The sequence below is a fragment of the Sporosarcina sp. A2 genome (assembly GCF_050858885.1).
In the GTDB taxonomy this organism is placed as follows: Bacteria; Bacillota; Bacilli; order Bacillales_A; family Planococcaceae; genus Sporosarcina.
This window is the reverse complement of sequence record NZ_CP193898.1, coordinates 1,111,391-1,131,404: the sequence shown is the minus strand read 5'-3', so window position 1 is coordinate 1,131,404 and position 20,014 is coordinate 1,111,391. Positions and strand designations below refer to the sequence as shown.

25 protein-coding genes are annotated in these 20,014 nt (G+C 39.9%); 11 read left to right on the top strand and 14 right to left on the bottom strand.

The features are described from left to right. The first annotated feature begins 243 nt into the window (after positions 1–243). Entirely contained in the window at positions 244–486 is a 243-nt protein-coding gene (locus tag ACRPI0_RS05325; RefSeq protein WP_432355251.1) for a DUF2626 family protein, read from the top strand. Between the two features lie 32 nt (positions 487–518). On the opposite strand, the gene ACRPI0_RS05320 is transcribed toward ACRPI0_RS05325, so the two are convergent. After that, positions 519–1,154 carry an MBL fold metallo-hydrolase gene (locus tag ACRPI0_RS05320; RefSeq protein ID WP_432355250.1) on the bottom strand — a complete coding sequence of 212 codons (636 nt, stop codon included), beginning with the start codon at positions 1,152–1,154 and terminating at the stop codon, positions 519–521. A 161-nt stretch (positions 1,155–1,315) separates the two neighbouring features. Between ACRPI0_RS05320 and ACRPI0_RS05315 the strand changes: the two genes are divergently transcribed. Further along, a complete protein-coding gene (locus ACRPI0_RS05315; protein ID WP_025784750.1) occupies positions 1,316–1,495 on the top strand; it encodes a DUF2759 domain-containing protein in 180 nt (59 codons plus the stop codon). A 106-nt stretch (positions 1,496–1,601) separates the two neighbouring features. Here the strand turns inward: ACRPI0_RS05315 and ACRPI0_RS05310 are convergent, their stop codons facing one another. The 4 genes from ACRPI0_RS05310 to rpmG all read right to left on the bottom strand — a co-directional run bounded on the left by ACRPI0_RS05310 (position 1,602) and on the right by rpmG (position 4,595). Continuing rightward, positions 1,602–3,506: an LTA synthase family protein gene (locus ACRPI0_RS05310; RefSeq protein ID WP_432355249.1), complete on the bottom strand. Its 1,905-nt coding sequence runs from the start codon at positions 3,504–3,506 to the stop codon at positions 1,602–1,604. 100 nt (positions 3,507–3,606) lie between these two features. After that, positions 3,607–3,828, bottom strand: coding sequence for a YqgQ family protein (locus tag ACRPI0_RS05305; protein ID WP_432355248.1), 222 nt, complete (start codon positions 3,826–3,828; stop codon positions 3,607–3,609). Beyond that, entirely contained in the window at positions 3,810–4,379 is a 570-nt protein-coding gene (locus tag ACRPI0_RS05300) for a 5-formyltetrahydrofolate cyclo-ligase (protein ID WP_432355247.1), read from the bottom strand. The genes ACRPI0_RS05305 and ACRPI0_RS05300 overlap by 19 nt, the downstream gene beginning before the upstream one ends. A gap of 66 nt (positions 4,380–4,445) precedes the next feature. Then, on the bottom strand, positions 4,446–4,595 hold the full coding sequence (gene rpmG, locus ACRPI0_RS05295; protein ID WP_191687986.1) for a 50S ribosomal protein L33: 150 nt from the start codon (positions 4,593–4,595) through the stop codon (positions 4,446–4,448). Positions 4,596–4,764: 169 nt separating this feature from the next. On the opposite strand from rpmG, the gene ACRPI0_RS05290 reads away from it, so the two are divergent. Further along, positions 4,765–5,124 carry a hypothetical protein gene (locus ACRPI0_RS05290; protein WP_432355246.1) on the top strand — a complete coding sequence of 120 codons (360 nt, stop codon included), beginning with the start codon at positions 4,765–4,767 and terminating at the stop codon, positions 5,122–5,124. Beyond that, positions 5,121–5,576: a hypothetical protein gene (locus ACRPI0_RS05285; protein WP_432355245.1), complete on the top strand. Its 456-nt coding sequence runs from the start codon at positions 5,121–5,123 to the stop codon at positions 5,574–5,576. Before ACRPI0_RS05290 ends, ACRPI0_RS05285 begins: the two co-directional genes overlap by 4 nt. 49 nt (positions 5,577–5,625) lie before the next feature. On the opposite strand, the gene ACRPI0_RS05280 is transcribed toward ACRPI0_RS05285, so the two are convergent. The 4 genes from ACRPI0_RS05280 to ACRPI0_RS05265 form a co-directional block, all read right to left on the bottom strand. Next, complete coding sequence (locus ACRPI0_RS05280) at positions 5,626–7,818, bottom strand: peptidoglycan D,D-transpeptidase FtsI family protein (RefSeq protein WP_432355244.1); 2,193 nt, start codon at positions 7,816–7,818, stop codon at positions 5,626–5,628. 108 nt (positions 7,819–7,926) lie between these two features. Then, positions 7,927–8,535, bottom strand: a complete 609-nt coding sequence (locus ACRPI0_RS05275) for a superoxide dismutase (RefSeq protein WP_432355243.1) — start codon at positions 8,533–8,535, stop codon at positions 7,927–7,929. Positions 8,536–8,618: 83 nt separating this feature from the next. After that, complete coding sequence (locus tag ACRPI0_RS05270; protein ID WP_432355242.1) at positions 8,619–9,101, bottom strand: DUF456 domain-containing protein; 483 nt, start codon at positions 9,099–9,101, stop codon at positions 8,619–8,621. Positions 9,102–9,121: 20 nt separating this feature from the next. Continuing rightward, positions 9,122–10,753 (bottom strand): Na/Pi cotransporter family protein, encoded by a 1,632-nt coding sequence (locus tag ACRPI0_RS05265; RefSeq protein ID WP_432355241.1) that lies wholly within the window; start codon positions 10,751–10,753, stop codon positions 9,122–9,124. Positions 10,754–10,949: 196 nt separating this feature from the next. Here ACRPI0_RS05265 and ACRPI0_RS05260 point away from each other — a divergent pair, with 196 nt between their 5' ends. The 4 genes from ACRPI0_RS05260 to ACRPI0_RS05245 all read left to right on the top strand — a co-directional run bounded on the left by ACRPI0_RS05260 (position 10,950) and on the right by ACRPI0_RS05245 (position 13,648). Beyond that, a complete protein-coding gene (locus ACRPI0_RS05260) occupies positions 10,950–11,471 on the top strand; it encodes a DUF1189 family protein (RefSeq protein WP_432355240.1) in 522 nt (173 codons plus the stop codon). Positions 11,472–11,514: 43 nt separating this feature from the next. Continuing rightward, positions 11,515–11,850, top strand: a complete 336-nt coding sequence (locus tag ACRPI0_RS05255) for a hypothetical protein (RefSeq protein ID WP_432355239.1) — start codon at positions 11,515–11,517, stop codon at positions 11,848–11,850. A gap of 92 nt (positions 11,851–11,942) precedes the next feature. Continuing rightward, positions 11,943–13,067 carry a flavodoxin-dependent (E)-4-hydroxy-3-methylbut-2-enyl-diphosphate synthase gene (ispG, locus tag ACRPI0_RS05250; protein WP_432355238.1) on the top strand — a complete coding sequence of 375 codons (1,125 nt, stop codon included), beginning with the start codon at positions 11,943–11,945 and terminating at the stop codon, positions 13,065–13,067. Then, positions 13,064–13,648, top strand: a complete 585-nt coding sequence (locus tag ACRPI0_RS05245; RefSeq protein WP_432355237.1) for a hypothetical protein — start codon at positions 13,064–13,066, stop codon at positions 13,646–13,648. The genes ispG and ACRPI0_RS05245 overlap by 4 nt, the downstream gene beginning before the upstream one ends. 39 nt (positions 13,649–13,687) lie before the next feature. Here ACRPI0_RS05245 and ACRPI0_RS05240 read toward each other — a convergent pair whose 3' ends face one another. From ACRPI0_RS05240 to ACRPI0_RS05230, 3 genes are read right to left on the bottom strand one after another with little or no spacing between them, the layout of a single operon-like run. Further along, entirely contained in the window at positions 13,688–14,098 is a 411-nt protein-coding gene (locus tag ACRPI0_RS05240) for a Fur family transcriptional regulator (RefSeq protein ID WP_432355236.1), read from the bottom strand. Next, a complete protein-coding gene (locus ACRPI0_RS05235) occupies positions 14,095–14,958 on the bottom strand; it encodes a metal ABC transporter permease (protein ID WP_432355235.1) in 864 nt (287 codons plus the stop codon). Before ACRPI0_RS05235 ends, ACRPI0_RS05240 begins: the two co-directional genes overlap by 4 nt. Beyond that, positions 14,951–15,724, bottom strand: coding sequence for a metal ABC transporter ATP-binding protein (locus ACRPI0_RS05230; RefSeq protein ID WP_432355234.1), 774 nt, complete (start codon positions 15,722–15,724; stop codon positions 14,951–14,953). The genes ACRPI0_RS05235 and ACRPI0_RS05230 overlap by 8 nt, the downstream gene beginning before the upstream one ends. Before the next feature lie 126 nt (positions 15,725–15,850). Here ACRPI0_RS05230 and ACRPI0_RS05225 point away from each other — a divergent pair, with 126 nt between their 5' ends. Then, positions 15,851–16,072 carry a hypothetical protein gene (locus ACRPI0_RS05225; protein ID WP_432355233.1) on the top strand — a complete coding sequence of 74 codons (222 nt, stop codon included), beginning with the start codon at positions 15,851–15,853 and terminating at the stop codon, positions 16,070–16,072. Positions 16,073–16,133: 61 nt separating this feature from the next. Here the strand turns inward: ACRPI0_RS05225 and ACRPI0_RS05220 are convergent, their stop codons facing one another. Both ACRPI0_RS05220 and ACRPI0_RS05215 read right to left on the bottom strand, forming a co-directional pair. Then, on the bottom strand, positions 16,134–17,051 hold the full coding sequence (locus tag ACRPI0_RS05220; RefSeq protein WP_432355232.1) for a deoxyribonuclease IV: 918 nt from the start codon (positions 17,049–17,051) through the stop codon (positions 16,134–16,136). Beyond that, on the bottom strand, positions 17,048–18,343 hold the full coding sequence (locus tag ACRPI0_RS05215; protein ID WP_432355231.1) for a DEAD/DEAH box helicase: 1,296 nt from the start codon (positions 18,341–18,343) through the stop codon (positions 17,048–17,050). The genes ACRPI0_RS05220 and ACRPI0_RS05215 overlap by 4 nt, the downstream gene beginning before the upstream one ends. Before the next feature lie 111 nt (positions 18,344–18,454). On the opposite strand from ACRPI0_RS05215, the gene vrrA reads away from it, so the two are divergent. Together vrrA and ACRPI0_RS05205 are read left to right on the top strand one after the other, a co-directional pair. Then, on the top strand, positions 18,455–18,952 hold the full coding sequence (gene vrrA, locus ACRPI0_RS05210) for a VrrA/YqfQ family protein (protein ID WP_432355230.1): 498 nt from the start codon (positions 18,455–18,457) through the stop codon (positions 18,950–18,952). 66 nt (positions 18,953–19,018) lie between these two features. Further along, positions 19,019–19,990, top strand: a complete 972-nt coding sequence (locus tag ACRPI0_RS05205) for a 4-hydroxy-3-methylbut-2-enyl diphosphate reductase (protein ID WP_432355229.1) — start codon at positions 19,019–19,021, stop codon at positions 19,988–19,990. Positions 19,991–20,014 lie beyond the last annotated feature (24 nt).

Here is a 20,014-nt window from a genome sequence, read left to right as displayed (position 1 = left end):
ATAAGACCGCTTTATGTCTTGCTCACAGTATAATGTCCAGTTCATTAAAATGGAATAGATTGTGCCAAACTAGTATTTTCGATACCCATAGCCGCATTTAAATTCAGATTCAAAAAGTACTTGATTTCTAAAAGATCACGGATCTGTCACACCGAATAGTTTACTTTAAGTTTACTTTTACCGATACTATCCTATATAATAAAGAGGAGTTTATTGTATTGTTGTATAAGGAGGGACGCACTTATGGATAATATGTTCAAGCTGTGTGGTTTCTGGACTGGAATTTTCGCAGTTATGTTTTTTGTTGGCGGAATGAATCAAGTTGCACTTTTATTTATCGCAAGTACTATTTTCTTCATGCTACTTGGATACATGAAACTTACGGAAAGAATGTACTTGTATATGTTTGGCGCGTACTTAATGATTTTCACAGTTGGGTTTACGTACTATGCTACATTCATTCACGTACCAGGAGCAGGACACTAAAAGTAAAAACAGCCGAAACTCGGCTGTTTTTTTTAATATCCATTTAAAAACGGATTTGAGTCCATTTCATCTTTAGGTGTAGTTTTGGGTCCATGACCCGGATAAACTTTGTAATCATCATCCAATGATAAAAGCTTTTGTTCAATCGCTGTGAGTAACTGGTGGGTATTCCCTCCAGGAAGGTCCGTACGACCTATTCCTTGCCGAAACAACGTATCACCTACGATAACTAACCTATCCTTATGAAAGACGTAGCTTAAGCTGCCAGGAGAGTGTCCAGGTGTATGGCGAACTTCCACTTCAAATGGACCAATTTGAAGTGTCCCTTCGCGATCAATGACATGATCTGCAAGCTCACACATTACAGGTTGTAACATTGGATACTTTGCAGATCCATTCAACTCTGCGTTACGCAACCAAAGGTTTTCCTCCTTATGGATATATACAGGTACGTTGTAATGCTTACGAATTGGCTCAAGTGCACCAATGTGGTCAAAGTGAGCATGCGTTAACAAAATAGCAATTGGAGTTAATTGTGCTTTAGTTATTGCTTCTTGTATTTTTGCAGGCTCTTCTCCCGGATCGATAATCAGGCAATTTCCGTTGTTGTCACTCATCAAATAACAATTTGCTTGTATCGGGCCGACTGGTAATGTTTTAATTTTCATCGGAATCGCCTCCTCTACTTTATAGTACGGAATTTCATCAAAGATTTCAAACAATCGTCACGATTACAACTCGACAAATGATAAACTAAACAGTACAATAGAAGATGAGTATTGCTAACTAGGCATTCATCTGTTCTTTTTTGAAAGGAGTGTCATCATTTATGAATCTTTTAATGGTTATTTTTGGTCTTATCGCAATTTTAGCTGTAGTTGGTACCGTGCAAGGATTCAAAGAGCGTAACTTGCTCAGTATCGTCTTCAACCTGTTGGCAGCCGTTATTTTTGGTGGCTTTACAATTGCAACAATTGTATTCCAAGGCTATCCACCTTCCCTACACTAATAATTCGATCCATAAACACCTATCGCTTTTATGCGAAAGGTGTTTTTTTGAGGAAATAAACAAAACCCGGATGAGATAGTAGACTCATCCGGGTTTTGCTTATTAATTATTCTTTACCTTTTATTTCAGGTTGCTGTCCTTTAGGATCCTTTTGATCATCTTTAAAGCGCAGAAGGTCTCCATTGATGATTGAATCCGAGTACTCTAATTCTTTTGAAGCACGCTCAATATAAGGCGCACATAATTCAGAATCGGTTGGTTCTCCTGTCGATGCATCATAACAAACTTCGTGTGCATAGACATATTTGTCAGTTACAAATCTACCGTCTCTAAAGATTACAAAGTCTTCGTGTTCTTTAGAGAATAAATCTGAACCAAATTGTAAATCTTCTTTTGCATCAATACCCGCCAGATTTAAAACAGTTGGACGTATATCCATCTGTCCAGCAAGCTCATGCATTACTTTACCTTTACCATTTCCAGGAATATGGATAAAGAAAGGAACTTTCTGTAGTTCAGCATTGTCGAATGGAGTAATTTCTTTATCTAGATACATACTCATTGCTTTATTATGATTTTCTGAAATACCGTAATGATCTCCATACATAACGATAATCGAATTGTCATATAGCCCGTTCTCTTTAAGCTCATCGAAGAATACTTTTATGGATTCATCTAAATAACGAGCTGTTTGGAAGTATTTATTTAACGTCTTCGAATTTGAAGTATAAGGAGGAATCAACATATCCTCGTCGTCCAAATCAAATGGGTGGTGATTCGTAAGAGTAAGCATTCGAGAAGAGAAAGGTTGCGGCATGTCTTTCATCATTTGTACAGACTGTTCAAAGTAAGGAATATCTTTCATACCCCAGTTAACAGCCTGACCCTCTCCGATATCGTAACTTTCAACATCATAAAACTTTTCAGTTTTAAGTGCTTTGTACATAATGTCACGGTTCCAGAAACTTCTGTTGTTCGCGTGCATTACGTTTGTGAAGTATCCGTTATCCGCTAATTTTTCCGACATAGAATCAAACGTATTCCCACTATGTGTAAAGAATACAGCACTACCATTACGAGGATAAATAGAGTTTTCTACAATAAATTCAGCATCAGATGTTTTACCCAATCCTGTTTGATGGTAAAAATTATCGAAGTAAAAAGTATCTTTATCCTTGGTAAGCTCATTAAGGAACGGAGTGATTACATGACCATCCATTTCCTCGTTAATGACGAAACTTTGTAGGGATTCGAGGGAAATTGTAATAATGTTACGCCCTTTTGCATCTTCAAACATATCAACGCTCGGTTGTTTATGGTTGGCATGAATATAGTTTTCTACCTCAGAAAGCTCACTGCCATCAGCAAGTACACGCTGGGCATGTGATTTCGATTGAATGATCAAGTCGTAAATGTGGTAATTGTATGTTCCAATATTTTTAACAAGTAGTTCACGGTCAAAGCTTCTTGTTAATAATTGTGGACGCTCTGCTTCAGCAAGACCCAAATTCACCATGAACAAAGCTGCTGTTGCAATGAAATATAGTCTTCTTCCCATTTTGAATTGACGAACTGTCTCAGTTGGTTGCGGTATAAATTTCACAGCTAATGCCACAATAATTACATCTGTGAAGAAGAAAATATCAGCTCCATGGATATTCGCCATTACTGATGAGGACAAGTCACCAAAGTTATTTGTTTGGAATAACGTTGGAATCGTTATAAAATCACTGAAGAACCGATAAAACACTGCATTCGCAAACATTACAACTGATGTCATAACACTTACAGTGATTAAAAATGCATTACGTCGTTTCGCCGTCTTAATGAATAAAGCAACTCCATAAACTAGGAGCAAAAAGCTTAGTGGGTTAATAAATAAAATTAATTGCTGGATCATATTATCGATGCTTAAGTTAAAACTTGTCAAATAGCCGAAGTAAGTCGTTAACCATGTTGCAACAACTGCAATCACGAGTACAGAATGTTTCGGCCAGTTAAATCTATTCATTTGATCTCTTCCTTTCTAAATCATAAACGTGCTCTAACTTATTATAACGTTCTTAGGCATCAAAAGTTTCACTTTGTCAGATTTGCTTTAAATGTATTGGTTATTCATCAGTAGATTTTTGACAGACTAAGAGCTCTTTTCGTATTAGTAATGATGCTGTAATATAATCTTCTTTTAAAATCAGTCCATCATCATAAAGATCTTTCAATTCGGACTGCATTAATAGTATATCGGCTCTTCTATCACCCGTATAGATATACGCACCGAAGCGGTTCATGAGTTTAATGACATCCCAAAATTCTTTTAATCCTGTATCTCGCATTCGATTACCCGCTCTTCTGTAATTATTCTATCTACTGGTAAATCATGAACTTCGACTGGTATTTGGCTAACCAACTGCATGTTAAAAGCCAGTGATGCGGTTACACCAGTATAGATCACTAGAAAACGATCATAATAACCGCCTCCATAGCCTATGCGATAACCCTCATCGCTAAACACAACTCCAGGCACAATTAGTAAATCAATCTCTTTTGCTTCAATCGAGGTGGTTTTAAGAGGATCAGGTTCCTGTAGATCCAAATATACAGTTTCCAACTGATTAAAAGAGGAAATTTCTCTAAAATCCATAGTTTTTGTTTTTGGATTACACTTAGGAACGACAACCTTTTTTCCTATTTCCCAGCAAATTTCAATGATTTTCCTAGTATCCACTTCAGTTTTACGGGATATAGTGAGTGCTACCGTATTTGCTTTTTTGAAGTCTGAAGTTTCAATTAAACGTATGTAGATTCGTTCCGACATGGCTCTATAATCATCCGCAGACAGATTTTTCAATTTCATTAAAACACTTTTCCTCATAAAGGTTTTCATTATTCACTCTCTTCCCTTCTTTTTGAAAGAAAAAACCAAAACCGTGAAAGGTTTTGGCATGAGCAATTATTTCGTTTCACGGTGAAGCGTTTGCTTCATTTCACGTGAGCAATATTTTTTCATTTCAAGACGTTCTGGATTGTTACGCTTGTTTTTCTTTGTGATATAGTTACGCTCACCACAATCTGTGCAAGCAAGTGTTATATTTACGCGCATTGTTGTCCCTCCCACTCATCAGTGATAGTAGAGTATTTATGAGCATGATTTATACGACTTTTCCATTGTATCATAAATACGGTGATTGTCTAGCAAGAAATCTAAATTCCCTTAATGGTTTTTGATATGTTACGATGAAATAAACTAAATAACCAAGGAGGGTGCAATTTTGTCACTGCCAAGTATTCTTTTTGTTATTGGGATTGTAGCCCTGATACTTTCAATCTTTGTTGGAGCAAAGCAAAAAAGTACAGACGAAGTCGAACAGATTTCAATTAGTCTGCATCAGGAAACGAACCACTTAAAAAAACGTTTGAAAGCTTTGGAAGAGGAATTGATGATTCAGCCAGTCCCAGTTGGACAACCCATTCATTCTCGCGAGACTGTAAAACCCGTACATACAATTATCGTGAGTCAAATCGTTGCATTGCACGGACAAGGATACTCTATAGAAGAAATTTCAAAACGTTCTTCTCTTCCTACAGATCAAGTTCGTACTGTACTGCGTTCGAAAGGTGTGCATGTATGATTCGCCAATTACTCCAAACGATTGGGATTGCCTGTCTAACTGCTGGAGCTGTATTATTTTTCACCAGTCAACCGCACCCATCAAAAAGTGTAAATAATGCTAACAAAGACATTCAAATCGCTGAACTCACACAACAATTGGCTTCTGCGAAAGAAGCTTTGGCTGATGTGCAGCAATCCTCTACTATTGAAAAACCAAGCACATCTCCAGAAGCAGAATCCAATAAAGAAGAACCTGTAATTAAAATGATACTCACTTTATCATCTGGAGATACATCAAAAGACGCCTCTGACTCACTTGAAAAATCTGGTATCATCAAGAACGCTTCTGAATTTGAAGAGTATTTATCAAAGGAAAAGTTGTCAGGTAAAATGCAAATTGGTCAACACCAAATAGATTCCTCTATGGACTTTGCAGCACTTGCAAAAGAACTTACAACGGTAAAACAATAACTAAAAACAAGCGCAGCATTTCCGATTCGCGGAACGCCACGCTTGTTTTTTATTTTGGTTTTTCACCTTCAGGCTGAACTTTGAAAGGTGGTTGAATTTTAGGTGTTTCCGTTGAAAAAATTTCGGATTCTGCACGTTTCTTCTTAAGCGCAAAATACTCTTTTACTGCAGCTTGCGCTATATCATTGTTAGGGTGCGCAAATCCAGAACTATACGTCGATACATGCGGAACAATAACCGAATAGGCGATCTCTGGATTATCGTAAGGTGCAAAACCAACATGAGTTACAGATACAGTTTGAGTCCCCCACAAAGAGCGATCATCGCCTTCATAGTAGCCTGCTTGAGCTGTACCTGTTTTACCGGCTGCATCAAACTCTTCACCTTTAAATATTCCACTTGCGGTACCTCGTGGTTGGTAATACGCATAATGCATTCCTTTTTTTACGCGTTCAATTTCTTGAGGAGTATTATTGATTCGATTTAGTACGACAGGGTCAGATTGTTTAAGTAAAGCTCCGAATTCCTCACCATCACGAGAAGGCTCATAAACTGCCTTTAGTAAACGCGGAGCAATACGGTATCCACCATTTGCCACAGTCGATACGTATTGTGCAAGTTGTAATGGCGTATACGTATCATACTGTCCGATTGCCAAGTCAAGAAGTTTACCCGGTTCTTTACGATTCGGCTCCGGTGATGATCCTGTCACTTCACCTGGTAAGTCAATCCCCGTTTTCACACCAAGTCCAAACGAAGCGTATCCGTCTCTCATTTTCGTAAAGGCATCAAAATCTATCTTCAGACTGCCATTCTTCACGTAATTATAATTCGCAATTCCCATAGCGATTTTAAACATATACACGTTGGAAGAACGTCCGATTGCTTCGACATCGTTAATAGGAATACGTGAATTTTGGTTGAATAGTGACGCTTTCCTTTGTTTACCGACAAAAATCGGTTCATCAATTTTAGTTTCATTGATTCTTGCAGCACCATACTGATAACCAGTTAAGAGCGTAGCAAGTTTAACCGTTGAACCTACTTCATATGAAGTACTAAACGCACCAAATGTATAATCTTGAACAGTTAGTTTGCCAGTATCTTTGTCTTTGACAATTTTCTTACCAACCATTGATAATACTTCACCCGTGTTCGGGTCCATCATGACTAAAAATGCTCGGTCCAAAAATTGAGAACCGCCATTTCGTTTTGCTTTCAATAAATTATCTTCTACGATTGTTTCAAGGTGAGCCTGCAATTCAGTATCTAATGTTAACATTAGATCTTTCCCGGGTTCACCCTCTCGAACGGTTTTCGTCTCAACGACTTTACCAGTCCGATCTTTAATATTCTTAACAACCGTTTTCTGTCCTTTAAGTAAGTCTTCATAGTACCTTTCGATATAACTTTTACCTACTCGATCATTTCGTGAATACCCACGTGCTAAGAAATAATCGAGATCGGATTTCGGAATTCCCTCGATTGGGCTAGTTGTAGTTCCGAGAATTGCACTATCAGACATCTTAACGCGCTCCCAGTCTGTCGTCGTATTGACACCCGATAATGTCCCTAAATGCTCTGAGACTGTGGCGAATTCCTGATCTGTCACGTCTTCACTTTTAACGATTTGAGGAGTATATGCATACCCCGACATCATTTCTCGGTAGATTGCCAACACTTCAAGTTGACTGTCAGTAAATGAATTGATCTCTTCTTCAGTAATTCGATCACGTGTCATTGAAGTGATTTTACGTTGCGCTTCTTTTTTAGACAACGTATCGTCATTTTGAAGGGCAAGCATTTCTTTCTCGGTCACTTTTTCAAGTGCCTTCTTCGGATGAATGAGAATCCAGTAATCCTTTTTGTCTCCCAACGTAACACGATTCGTCGGCTTTTCGATTAACTTCGCTAGTTTTTTTGCCGTTTCAAGTATCTCAGCAGATGTTGTAGATGTTGTCTTCGTATATGTAATCGCATTTCTAGGCTCATTATCAACGAGTAAGTGACCACTTCGGTCAAAAATTCTCCCTCTAGGTACACTCGTATTTACAGCGATCTCTTCTGTACGCTCCAACACCCGTTTATAATCTTCACCTTTTACTATTTGCAAATACCCTAAGCGGAAAATTAACAACGAAAATAAAACAAATATCGAAAAGAATAAGAAATTCATCCTGAAGGAAGTCAATTTACGCTGGCGAACTTTTGCCTGATCGACTTTGCGCTGGTTTTTTCTCAAAGCTTTTCTCCCTCCTCCATTAGATGTACATCAAGTGAATTATAGCATTAAAAAAGTAAAAAGCACACATCTTGACGAGCAAGATGTGTGCTTGGTTGCATCATAAGATTACTTATTTTCAGTGTAAAGCTTTTGTACTTCATCCCAGTTAACAACATTCCAGAAAGCTGAAATGTAATCTGGACGTCGGTTTTGATAGTTTAAGTAGTATGCATGCTCCCAAACATCAAGTCCAAGAAGTGGCGTTTTGCCATCCATCAATGGATTGTCCTGATTTGGTGTAGACATAACTGAAAGTTCGCCGTTATCAAGAACGAGCCAAGCCCATCCAGATCCAAAGCGAGTTTTTGCAGCATTTGCAAACTCTTCTTTAAACGCATCTAAGCTTCCGAACTTCTTGTCGATAGCTTCAGCAAGTGTGCCTGAAGGAGTACCGCCACCGTTTGGTGAAAGAAGAGTCCAGAATAGAGAGTGATTCGCATGACCTCCGCCATTGTTACGAACAGCTGTACGGATGTTTTCAGGAACAGCATTCATATCTGAAATGAGTTCTTCAACAGACTTTGCTGCAAGCTCTTCGTGCCCTTCCAATGCATTGTTTACATTGGTAACGTACGTATTATGATGTTTTGTGTGGTGAATCTCCATTGTTTCTTTGTCGATGTGTGGTTCTAGTGCATCATACGCATAAGGCAATTCAGGTAATTTATAAGCCATTACTATTCCTCCTTGAATGATTGAATTCTTTCCTACCTCTCAAGGGTATCAAACTTCCTATACGCATTCAAATATGTTGTCTTTTATGTGACAAAAAATATGAAAACGGCAATCATTACTGCCATAACGACTGCTTTTACGATAACTGAAGTCAAAAATCCGATTAATGATCCCACACCTGAACGCAACGCTTGCTTAAAACTGGAACGTGACACGAGTAATTCCGCAATTACAGCGCCGATAAACGGCCCAATAAGTATACCCGCAACAGGAATAACGAATGGTCCAACTAGTAGACCAATCGTACTCCCCCATCCTCCTGCCTTAGATCCCCCAAATCGCTTGATGCCAAAAAGATTCGCAAGCGTATCAGCACCAAACAACAAAATTGTAAATAAAATTTGGATTGTCCAAAACAGCCATCCCATTGAACTAAATGTATCAATGAGTCCATACAGTAAGAATCCGCCAACGATAAATAGAACAGATGGTATGACTGGATAGATGAGCCCCACGAATGCAATGACAAAAAATATACTAGCGACAATCCATGCGATCCATTCCATTAGTCACACCCCTTTTCCCTTTATGCGCGTTTTCCTAATACTGCTTCAGCGATGTTTACTGCGTGATCACCAATTCGCTCTAAGTTCGACACAATATCTACAAACACAATCCCTGCTTGTGCAGAACAAGCACCTTCATTGAGACGAATGATATGACTCTTTCTACATTTACGTTCCATTTTATCGATTAATTCTTCTTGCTTCGCTACGGTTCGTGCCAATTCCCAATCATTCGTATCTAAACAGTCAACAGCTTTTTGAACAGTTTCAATGGTCAGCGCGAACATTTCAGAAAGCTCTTCCATTGCATCTTCTGAAAGCTTTACTCTGTTAACCTCTCTGAAGTCGATCAGCTCAATAATATTTTCGAAATGATCTCCAACCCGCTCAATGTCACGCACAGTATCCATTAGCATGACATGGCGAACCGATTCTACAGATGAAATATTAACAGCAGAAATCTCAACTAAATAATCCGTAATTTTCCGATCTAGATTGTTGATTGCATCCTCTATTTGATAAGCAGTTTCTGCATGGTTTTTCTTACTGCTCTTCAAGTATTCAAACGTTTCTTCTAGTCCTTGTACAGCAAAAGAACCCATTCGAATAATTTCTTCTTTCGCTTGTCCAATTGCGACAGACGGAGATTGGTGGATAAAGTGCGGATCTAAGTGTTTCGGTTTAAATTCAATAGTGACATCTTCACCTGGTATAAGCTTTGTTACAAAATAAGCCCAAGCCCCGATGAATGGAAACTGAATCGCAGTATTTACAACGTTGAACGAACCGTGTGCAAAGGCGATTTGCATTTTCTTATCGATACCTAAAGTACTCGTGATCCATTCTACATAAGCGGTAAATGGAACCAGAAGAATCATAAATATAACCGCACCAACGATATTGAACAATACGTGCGTAGCAGCTGCTCGACGCGCTGCAACAGAAGCTCCAAGAGCCGCTAGAATCGCCGTGATTGTTGTTCCAATATTATCACCGAACAATACAGGTAGCGCTGCTCTTAAATCGATTAGATTTTCTGCGTACAATCCTTGTAAAATCCCGACCGTCGCACTAGAACTTTGTACAATCAATGTAAATACTGTACCTGCGACAACACCTAACATAGGATGATTGGACATCGAAATCGTCAAATCAGAAAACGAGTCAAGTGTTCGTAAAGGTTGCATTCCGGTACTCATCAGTTCAAGTCCCAAGAACAATCCACCGAATCCGAAAATGATTTCACCAATATGCTTAACAGATAATTTCTGAACGAAGAATATCATGAAAGCACCAACCGCCATAATAGGAAGCGCATAAGCCCCCACGTCCAAACCAATAATGAATGCTGTGACAGTTGTACCAATATTTGCACCCATGATGACACCAATTGCTTGTCTCAATTTCATGAAACCTGCACTTACAAGACCCACGGTAATAACAGTCGTACCTGAACTTGACTGAATGAGAACTGTTACAATAATACCAACGAGTACTCCCATGAAGGGATTAGTAGTAAAACGGTCAAGAATTGAACGCAGTCTGTCACCTGCTACTTTTTGTAGACCGTCCCCCATGTATTTAATGGCGAATAGGAATATCCCGAGTCCACCCAGAAATTGAAACGCTACTTCCTGCCAGTTAATATCCATGCAATGTGCAACCCCCAATAACGATATGTATACCCTCCTATTATTGTCTTGAGGTTGGTATATGTAAATAGACAACGTACAATCTTTACAAACCCTTAACAATTGAAAAACGTAACTGCCAATTTTGTCACAAGTGCTATCCATACGACCTCTCTCGATGCTAAACTACTTAGAGACGTTGAAAGGAGTTATTATTTTGAAAAACCATCAATTATTTATGGCCTCTATTTATGAACCGAAAAAACTCGCTGCTTTTCGTTTGCTTCCAATAGGGAAAGTTTTTCAATATGTGTTTCTTTTCGTGTTTCTTTCTACAGCAGTATCTTTCATACGGTTTTTGACGGGTGATATTGAGTTATTCAATGCTTCTGATGAGTTAATTGAATACGCAAAGACTGTAGGTGGGCTTCTCTATCCAATGGCTTTCGTTCTCCAGCTTGTCATCAGCACCTTCTATTTATTCATTCGAGTTAGTTTTTTCGGTCTTGTCGGACTAGGACTTTTAAAAATCTTGAAGCGACGCGGAGAATATCGACATATGTGGCGAACTTCAGCCATCTCTATTACAGTGCCTGTATTAGTTTCACTGACTCTAGAAATTTTAGGCATTAAGAACGAACTAAACTTTCCAATTACCGCTGCTGTGCATATTATCTACTTACTACTTGCAGCCAACTATTATCCGAAGCAACCTAAACCGAAGTCACCTCACGCATAACCGTCTTCCTTCTAGCATATCGTGTGCGAAGGGAGGCTTTTCTATGAGACTATTACTTGCTGCACTTGCTGTATTCGCACTACTATATATGCTGAAAAGCGATCTGACGGAAGGTACAATTCAACTGGCAGCGTTCGCATCGGACGAGCCTGCTTGTCATGAAGTGGACAAACCTGTTTCCATTGTCGTCACAACGGTCCCTGGAGACACTATAGAATCTCTATTTGCACTCTATCCTGATCCTGCTATAGTTTTTTTGGATCGGCTCACTCTTTTTTATCAATTGAATCCTCATTTACAACTTCAGGACATCTTAGGTGGAGAACAAATTGAAATTCCCCTAAGTAATGAAACCGTCACAATTTGCTCGAAAGAATAGTATGTGGAGGGCAGTTCCTTGTCTTTTTAGCACAATGATTGATAAAATGAACAGTAGTAAACAGCTTTAATGCGAAGTAAGGAGAGAGATTAATGACTGAAATGATACATCGATCCAAAACCCGTCCGGTCAAAGTGGGCAATCTCACAATTGGAGGAAGTAACGAATTATTCATCCAAAGTATGACAACGACTAAAACTCATGACGTAGAAGCGACTGTAGCGGAGATTAAACGATTAGAAGAAGCCGGTGTCCAGATTGTACGTGTGGCATGCCCAGACGAACGTGCAGCTTATTCAATTGGTGCGATCAAAGCACAAATCAACATCCCGCTCGTAGTGGATATTCACTTTAACTATAAATTGGCACTCATAGCGATTGAACAAGGTGCTGACAAAATCCGTATTAACCCTGGTAATATCGGTAAACAAGCCAAAGTAGAAGCCGTAGTAAATGCTGCTAAAGCTAAAGGCATTCCTATTCGAATTGGTGTAAACGCAGGATCTCTTGAGAAGAAAATTCTTGAGAAATATGGCTATCCAACAGCTGATGGAATGGTTGAAAGTGCCCTTCATCACATTAAAATTCTTGAGGATCTCGATTTTCACGATATTATCGTTTCCCTAAAAGCATCTGATGTGAACTTGGCGATTGAGGCATATCAAAAGGCTGCAGCTGCATTTGACTATCCTTTGCATCTTGGTATAACTGAGTCTGGAACTTTGTTCACAGGATCTATTAAGAGCTCTGCTGGTCTTGGTGCATTACTTTCAGCAGGTATCGGTAACACGATGCGTGTCTCATTGAGTGCAGACCCAGTTCAAGAAGTTAAAGTAGCGCGTGAGTTGTTGAAAGTATTCGGTCTTTCATCGAACGCTGCCACTCTAATCTCTTGCCCTACTTGTGGACGTATTGAAATCGACTTAATTTCAATTGCTAACGAAGTTGAAGAATACATTTCGCACATTAAAGCACCGCTTAAAGTAGCAGTCCTTGGTTGTGCAGTAAATGGACCAGGGGAAGCAAGAGAAGCGGATATCGGAATCGCGGGCGCTCGTGGAGAAGGTCTTCTCTTCATGCACGGCAAAACGGTACGTAAAGTACCTGAAGAAACAATGGTTGAAGAATTGAAAATTGAAATCGATAAACTTGCGGAAGAGTATTTCGAGAAAAAGAGACAGGAAGAGCTGTTAGCTGAAAGTGGAACAACTCAGTGAAAAACTATCGATTCGGTATCGATATCGATGGAACAGTAACAACTCCTTCTTCACTTCTTCCGCATATTAACAAGAAGTTCGGATGCGAACTTGTGTTAGACGATATTAAAGAGTACGATTTGACTACAGCTTTCGATGTCGATCCTACAGAGTTTTACAATTGGTATAGAGAAGCAGAACCAGAAATCTGCTTAACCTCCTCTACCCAAGAGCAAGCAAAGCAATTTTTGACAGACTGGCAAAAGCAACAAGTAGAGTTGTATTACATCTCTGCTCGCGGGCCAGAAGTGATGGATGTCACGATGCAATGGTTCGAACAAGAACAGCTGCCTTATGATCACGTTGAACTAATTGGTAGTCATCGCAAAATTGAGACAGCTCGTAAATTTGGAACAGATATTTTCTTCGAGGACAAACACGACAATGCTGTCGATCTTCACGAAGAACTCGACATTCCGGTTATCTTGTTTGACACTCCCTACAATCGTAATCCAATTCCAAACGGAGTTATCCGAGTAAATAATTGGAACGAAGCGAATGCATGGATTCAACATAACTTCTTCGCAAGTCACGTGAACTAAAAAAAGGAAAGGCTCATTTAAATTGAGCCTTTCCTTTTTTCATTGGCATTGTGGACATTTACCATACACTTCGAACTTATGGCCTTGAATTTCCACTCCGGGTAAATTGACCGCGATGTGGTCCATTGGGCAAGACGGGATATGCTTGGTCTTTCCGCATACCGTGCATATGAAATGATGGTGATGAACACCCGGTTCACAATGCATACGGTACTGTCGTTCTCCATTTAAATCAGTCTCTTCCAAAATACCGAGGGCTGCAAATGTGGACAAGTTTCTGTAAATGGTATCGAAGCTAACTCCAGGATTTTCTTTTTTAAGAAATTCACCAACATCCATTGCAGCGATGTAGCCATCTCGCTCAGCAAGAAAATCTAAAATCGCTTCTCTGTTTTTCGTCCGTTTAAATGAATGCTCTTTAAGTGTATCCCACGCTTTTTCTACATTCACAGTACTTCCCCCTTTCTTCTCATAATACTTTTCCCTGTTAATCGTTTACCTATTAACACTAATAGCAAGATGACAATTGCAGTTACGACAATCGTACCTCCAGGGGCAATATCCAAGTGATACGCCGCAAATAGCCCCACCACAACAGATACCTCACCGAAAATAATGGAAAGAAGCATTGAAGATTTAAAACTTTTCGCAACTTGGATAGCTGCCGCTACTGGAAGTGTCATGAGAGAGGATACGAGAAGTATCCCTACAATTCGCATAGACGCACCGATAACTAACGCTGTCAAAACCATGAAAAACATTTGAATCCATCGTCCCTTTATTCCTGACGCTTTTGAGTAATCATCATCAAATGATAGCGTGAATAATTCTTTATAAAATAAATAGATGAAAACAAATACTGCAATAGCTAGAACTGCGACAACAAGGAGGTCTTGCCGACTTACTGCCGAAACGGAACCGAATAGATAACCGACTAAGTCAGCACCGAATCCTTTTGCAAGGGAAATGAAAATTGCACCGAATCCGATTCCTGCAGAAAGAATAATCGGAATCGCTAATTCTTCAAAATTACGATATGCGCGACGTAAGCGTTCGATCAACAACGAGCCTCCGACCGCTGCTGCCATACCGAGATAAATTGGATTTAGCCCTGCGAAAAACAGCACTTGTTGACTCAAGTACAAGCTACCTGCAATCCCTGCCAGTGATACATGGCTCAATGCATCCGCTATTAACGCTAGACGTCTCACAACTATGAACAGCCCAAGCATAGGCGCGATGATTCCGATAATTAATCCTGAGAAGAAAGCATTTTGTAAAAACTCATAGCTAAACAAAGCATCAATCATCTGAACGGCCTCCTTCCTTCTGGTGAACGAGACGAACAGAATGACCATACCAGCGTGATAAGTCATTGTCATTCAATTTAGCAAAGTCTCTTCTTCCACCATGGAAATGCATCGTCCGATTTAAACAAGCGACATGGGAAGCGAGATCGGTTACTAGATCAATCTCATGCGATACTAAAATAATTGCGATTCCATTGTCACGATTTAGTTTCTCCAGCATAGAATAGAAAGAAGCTGAGTTTTGCTGGTCTACCCCAACTGTCGGTTCATCCATAATAAGGAGCTCAGGTTTTGCAGCAAGTGCTCGAGCTATGAAAACACGTTGTTGTTGTCCACCTGAAAGTTCGCCAATATTACGACTTGCGAACATCTCCATATCCACCTCACGGAGCGCATTCATTGCAGCTCCCGTGTCAGACTTAGTAAATCGTTTAAATAAGCCTGTTTTTTTAGTCAGGCCGCTTCGTACAACTTCAAGCACTGTAGCTGGAAATCCACTATTGAAAGAATTTGACTTTTGAGAGACATAGCCAATCCGTTCTTTATGACTAACCGTAGAAATCGATTGACCGAATACCTCAACGGTTCCACTATCCTGTTTCAATAAACCTAATAGAATCTTAATGAGTGTTGACTTCCCAGATCCATTTGGCCCTATAAGCGCCCAAAATTCTCCTCGTTCAACAGCTAAAGTAATGTCTTTCAATACTTCTGTATTTCCGTATCTAAATGATACATTTGATAATTTTACTAGACTATCTTGCATACAACCATCCTTCTACTAATAGTAATGATTACGATTCACTTCAATGATTATATACGATATGGTGATGAGTTACAAATCTAAAGAAAGCAAGGTGACGATTTGGATTACACACGATTTTTGCTTGAGATGAAAAAGAGAAGTGATGCTGAGATGTTAAAGATGTCGAAGGAGTATGGATTGGATTTTTCAATCGAGGAAATTAGACTATTACGTCCCTTATTGGATGAAATTTCAATGCATTGGATTTTGACAGGAGTTCCGGAAAGTTTTATTTCAAAGGTTGAACGTATTTTAGGACAGAAACGGACACATCAAATGCTGGATGACTATTTGAATATGAGAAAGTAAGAAAAGACTGTCGCTGATCAGTAACTACTGATTCACTCGACAGTCTTCTTTCTTAACTAATTTAGTCGTTTGCCTCATCGTTCAACAAAGCATTCCGGTACTTAGTAGTAAATTCGCCACTTTTCAGCATAGCAATTTCCTCTTTATAGGGAGCTGTCTTGTTTTTCTTGTCGGTTCCAATAAACGGTGTCTCTAGTATTTTCGGAACGTTCGTAAATGACGGATGATGCACGATGTAATGCAAAGGATCGAAACCGATGTGACCGAAGCCGATATTCTCATGACGATCCTTCCCTGCTCCCCGTACATTTTTACTATCGTTAACGTGTATGACTGAAATGCGATCTCTTCCTATGAAGTGATCAAACTCTTCAAGAACACTTTCAAAATCAGTTACAATGTCGTAACCAGCATCATGAACGTGGCACGTATCAAAACATACGGATAAGCGATCACTATTTTTCACGCCATCAAAAATTCTTGCAAGTTCTTCAAAGTTCCTGCCACATTCAGTACCTTTTCCAGCCATTGTTTCCAATGCAATTCGAACGTTGGCATCTTCAGACAATACCTCGTCCAAGCCCTCTATGATTTTGGCAATCCCTTTGTCCACGCCTTCACCGACGTGTGCACCAGGATGCAAAACAATCTGATTGGCACCAAGTGCTTCTGTACGTCTAATTTCCTCTTGTAAGAAATCAACGCCTAGTCGAAACGTTTCTGGCTTGACAGAGTTTGCAATGTTGATGATGTATGGTGCATGAACAACCATGGATGACAACCCATTTTCACTCATATGCGCTTGTCCTGCATCGATGTTCAGCTCTTCAATTGGCTTACGTCGTGTGTTCTGAGGAGCTCCCGTATAGATCATGAAAGTAGTAGCTCCAAATGCAGCTGCATCTTTACTTGAACCAAGTAACATCTCTTTCCCACTCATTGAAACGTGCGATCCAATTAAAATAGATTTTTCACTCATCGTTTATTGTTCATTCTCCTTTCACGCTTTTTAAAGCGATCGACTTCTGCAGCTCGTTTTTTCTTATAACCTGGTTTTACTTTTGTAGGTTTTCGAATTAAAGCTGCTGCTTTTTTATCCACTTCGTCTTGTTCTTTAGGACGGTTTTTTCTAGAGTGTCGTTCTTTTAATTGTGACCATTCTCCATTTTTCACATCTTCGTGAACGAATGGTATTCCCATCTTCTCAATCTTAACGATTGCGTCGTCTTCAGAAGGATCGAATAATGTAATCGCGATTCCCTCTAAGCCTGCACGTGCCGTACGACCGACGCGGTGAATGTAAAATTCAAGATCCTCCGGAAGCTCATAGTTAATAACATGACTTACACCTGGGATATCGATTCCACGTGCCGCTAGATCGGTTGCTACAATGAATTGATACTCAAGATCGCGAATTTGCTTCATCATCCGTGTACGTTCCCGAGCGTTTAAGTCACCGTGTATTTTTCCTGTTTTTACGCCTTGAGATGCTAGATAGCCTGCAAGTTCATCCGCGTTTTGTTTTGTATTAGTGAATATAATCGCTAAATACGGATTGATAGCTTGGATAACTTGTAAAAGTTTCTTTTTACGATCCATACCTCTAACTGGAACGAGAGAATAATGCATCCCTTCCGTTAACGGCTTTTTAGTTCCAAGTTGAATATGAACAGGTGAGTTCATATATTTCGAAAGGAACGGTTTCAATTTTTCCGGAATCGTTGCAGAGAAGACATACATTTCCAAGTTACTTGGCATTTTACCAGCAAATTGATCAATATCTTCTATGAATCCCATGTCAAATGCTAAGTCAGCTTCGTCAATAACTAGTATTCGAGCTGTATGAATCATTAACGCGCCTGTATCAGACATGTCACGAATGCGCCCTGGTGTACCTACAACTAAATGCGGATTCGATTTTAACTTATCAGCAGAACGCTTCTTATCGGTCCCGCCAATCAGAAGACTTGTGCGGACGTCTGATGAAGCAGTCAACTTGTTGACCTCAGCGTATAGCTGATTTGCAAGCTCACGTGTAGGAGCAGTAATCACCGCTTGTAGCTCATCTGCATCGGTATCAATGCGTTGTAGGATCGGTATTAGAAAACTGTGTGACTTTCCAGTTCCTGTATGTGCTTGGCCGATTGCGCTTTGACCTTTTAGAATTAGCGGAATCATTTCCTTTTGGATGGGAGTTGGACTGGTAAAGCCCAACTTTTCAATCGCTTCTCTTAGAAACGGTTTAAATTTATAATCAGTGTATTTAGACATATTCGGTGTCCCCCTATCATCTGTTCATTGTAGCACGAAACTGTACCATTGGTTGTTTTTTTCGCATAGGATACATTATAGACAAAGTACTATCATGGAAAGGAGACTATTATGAGATATCAATCTTTTTATCCATTTGCGAATCAGCAACGTCAAATTCCCTCAGGACAACAGCCATATCAAGAAAACTTTCAACAGGCGATGCCTTTTGCGCAAGGTCAGCAAGCCCACTACCCCCAAGGTGAAGTTCATCAAAACCCATCACCCTTTTCAGGTAATCCATTTGGAATGGGTGCAGGTTTTGGTGGACAGCAGCAAGAGTCTAACGGACCCTCGCAAGCTGGTGGACCTTCCAAACCTGAAATGTATATGGAAACCGCAAACCGCTTCATCTCTACTGTGCAGCAGTATGCACCTATCGTACAACAGTTTGCTCCAATGATTCAGAACATACCCGCCATGTGGAAATTATATCGAGGATTCCAGTCTTTACCGGCCGCAGGTATAGCAAGTAATGCGGCTGTTGCTTCCGCTGCAACTCGCGCTGCAGGTCCAATTTCTTCTGTCCCTCGGCCTTCCGTACCCAAAGTGTTTCAGCCTCCAATCTAAGACTTTGAACCTTTACGCTATCTCCGCTATAATGGGTGTAGATCCCTTTAGAGGAGTGAGCATAGAATGAAAGTAATGAAGATTTCCCCGCGCGGTTATTGTTATGGGGTCGTCGATGCAATGGTGATTGCTAGAAATGCGGCACTCGACGAATCATTGCCGAGACCGATTTATATATTAGGCATGATTGTACACAATAAGCATGTGACGGATGCGTTCGAAGAAGACGGTATTATTACATTAGAAGGTGAAAATCGTCTTGAAATTCTGAACCAAGTAGAAACAGGCACTGTTATTTTCACAGCACATGGAGTATCTCCTGAAGTCCGTGAACTCGCGCGTAAGAAAGGCCTCGTGTCAATTGATGCCACATGTCCAGACGTTACAGTTACGCATGACCTGATACGTGAAAAGACTGCTGAAGGCTATGACATTATCTATATTGGTAAAGCCCATCATCCCGAACCAGAAGGAGCTATAGGTGTTGCTCCAGGTAAAGTGCACTTGGTGGAAAACTCAACAGATATTGAAAACCTAATACTTCATAACAACAAGTTGCTTGTCACAAATCAGACAACTATGAGTCAATGGGACGTTGTCCATCTTATGGAAGATTTGAAAAAGAAATATCCGCATATCGAAGTTCATAAAGAAATTTGTATGGCGACACAAGTTAGACAAGAAGCGGTCGCTGAACAAGCTGGAGAAGCTGACTTGCTGATTGTGGTTGGTGATCCGAAGAGTAATAACTCCAATCGTTTGACACAAGTTTCAGTGGAAATCGCAAATACGCCTTCCTATCGTATCTCCGATGTATCTGAAATCGATTTAAAATGGTTGGATGGCGTGGAACGTGTTGCGGTTACAGCCGGAGCATCTACTCCTACTTTAATCGTACGTGAAGTCATCGAATTCTTAACTAAGTTTGACCCTGCTGATCCAGACACACATATTGCAGAGCGTAAATTCGATTTGAATCGACTACTTCCAAAGATTAAAAATCCTACACCAGTTACACGTATCGAACCTTATGTTTAAATAAAAAATCCCCTGTCACTTTCA

What these genes read in the sequence shown, in the direction of transcription:
- rpmG (WP_191687986.1), bottom strand. Translation starts at nt 4,595, where the DNA reads ATGCGCGTAAATATAACACTTGCTTGCACAGATTGTGGTGAGCGTAAC.
- ACRPI0_RS05320 (WP_432355250.1), bottom strand. Translation starts at nt 1,154, where the DNA reads ATGAAAATTAAAACATTACCAGTCGGCCCGATACAAGCAAATTGTTAT.
- ACRPI0_RS05300 (WP_432355247.1), bottom strand. Translation starts at nt 4,379, where the DNA reads ATGAAAACCTTTATGAGGAAAAGTGTTTTAATGAAATTGAAAAATCTG.
- ACRPI0_RS05230 (WP_432355234.1), bottom strand. Translation starts at nt 15,724, where the DNA reads ATGCAAGATAGTCTAGTAAAATTATCAAATGTATCATTTAGATACGGA.
- ACRPI0_RS05275 (WP_432355243.1), bottom strand. Translation starts at nt 8,535, where the DNA reads ATGGCTTATAAATTACCTGAATTGCCTTATGCGTATGATGCACTAGAA.
- vrrA (WP_432355230.1), top strand. Translation starts at nt 18,455, where the DNA reads ATGAGATATCAATCTTTTTATCCATTTGCGAATCAGCAACGTCAAATT.
- ACRPI0_RS05305 (WP_432355248.1), bottom strand. Translation starts at nt 3,828, where the DNA reads ATGCGAGATACAGGATTAAAAGAATTTTGGGATGTCATTAAACTCATG.
- ACRPI0_RS05235 (WP_432355235.1), bottom strand. Translation starts at nt 14,958, where the DNA reads ATGATTGATGCTTTGTTTAGCTATGAGTTTTTACAAAATGCTTTCTTC.
- ACRPI0_RS05255 (WP_432355239.1), top strand. Translation starts at nt 11,515, where the DNA reads ATGAGACTATTACTTGCTGCACTTGCTGTATTCGCACTACTATATATG.
- ACRPI0_RS05315 (WP_025784750.1), top strand. Translation starts at nt 1,316, where the DNA reads ATGAATCTTTTAATGGTTATTTTTGGTCTTATCGCAATTTTAGCTGTA.
- ispG (WP_432355238.1), top strand. Translation starts at nt 11,943, where the DNA reads ATGACTGAAATGATACATCGATCCAAAACCCGTCCGGTCAAAGTGGGC.
- ACRPI0_RS05220 (WP_432355232.1), bottom strand. Translation starts at nt 17,051, where the DNA reads ATGAGTGAAAAATCTATTTTAATTGGATCGCACGTTTCAATGAGTGGG.
- ACRPI0_RS05205 (WP_432355229.1), top strand. Translation starts at nt 19,019, where the DNA reads ATGAAAGTAATGAAGATTTCCCCGCGCGGTTATTGTTATGGGGTCGTC.
- ACRPI0_RS05310 (WP_432355249.1), bottom strand. Translation starts at nt 3,506, where the DNA reads ATGAATAGATTTAACTGGCCGAAACATTCTGTACTCGTGATTGCAGTT.
- ACRPI0_RS05265 (WP_432355241.1), bottom strand. Translation starts at nt 10,753, where the DNA reads ATGGATATTAACTGGCAGGAAGTAGCGTTTCAATTTCTGGGTGGACTC.
- ACRPI0_RS05325 (WP_432355251.1), top strand. Translation starts at nt 244, where the DNA reads ATGGATAATATGTTCAAGCTGTGTGGTTTCTGGACTGGAATTTTCGCA.
- ACRPI0_RS05225 (WP_432355233.1), top strand. Translation starts at nt 15,851, where the DNA reads ATGAAAAAGAGAAGTGATGCTGAGATGTTAAAGATGTCGAAGGAGTAT.
- ACRPI0_RS05270 (WP_432355242.1), bottom strand. Translation starts at nt 9,101, where the DNA reads ATGGAATGGATCGCATGGATTGTCGCTAGTATATTTTTTGTCATTGCA.
- ACRPI0_RS05285 (WP_432355245.1), top strand. Translation starts at nt 5,121, where the DNA reads ATGATTCGCCAATTACTCCAAACGATTGGGATTGCCTGTCTAACTGCT.
- ACRPI0_RS05215 (WP_432355231.1), bottom strand. Translation starts at nt 18,343, where the DNA reads ATGTCTAAATACACTGATTATAAATTTAAACCGTTTCTAAGAGAAGCG.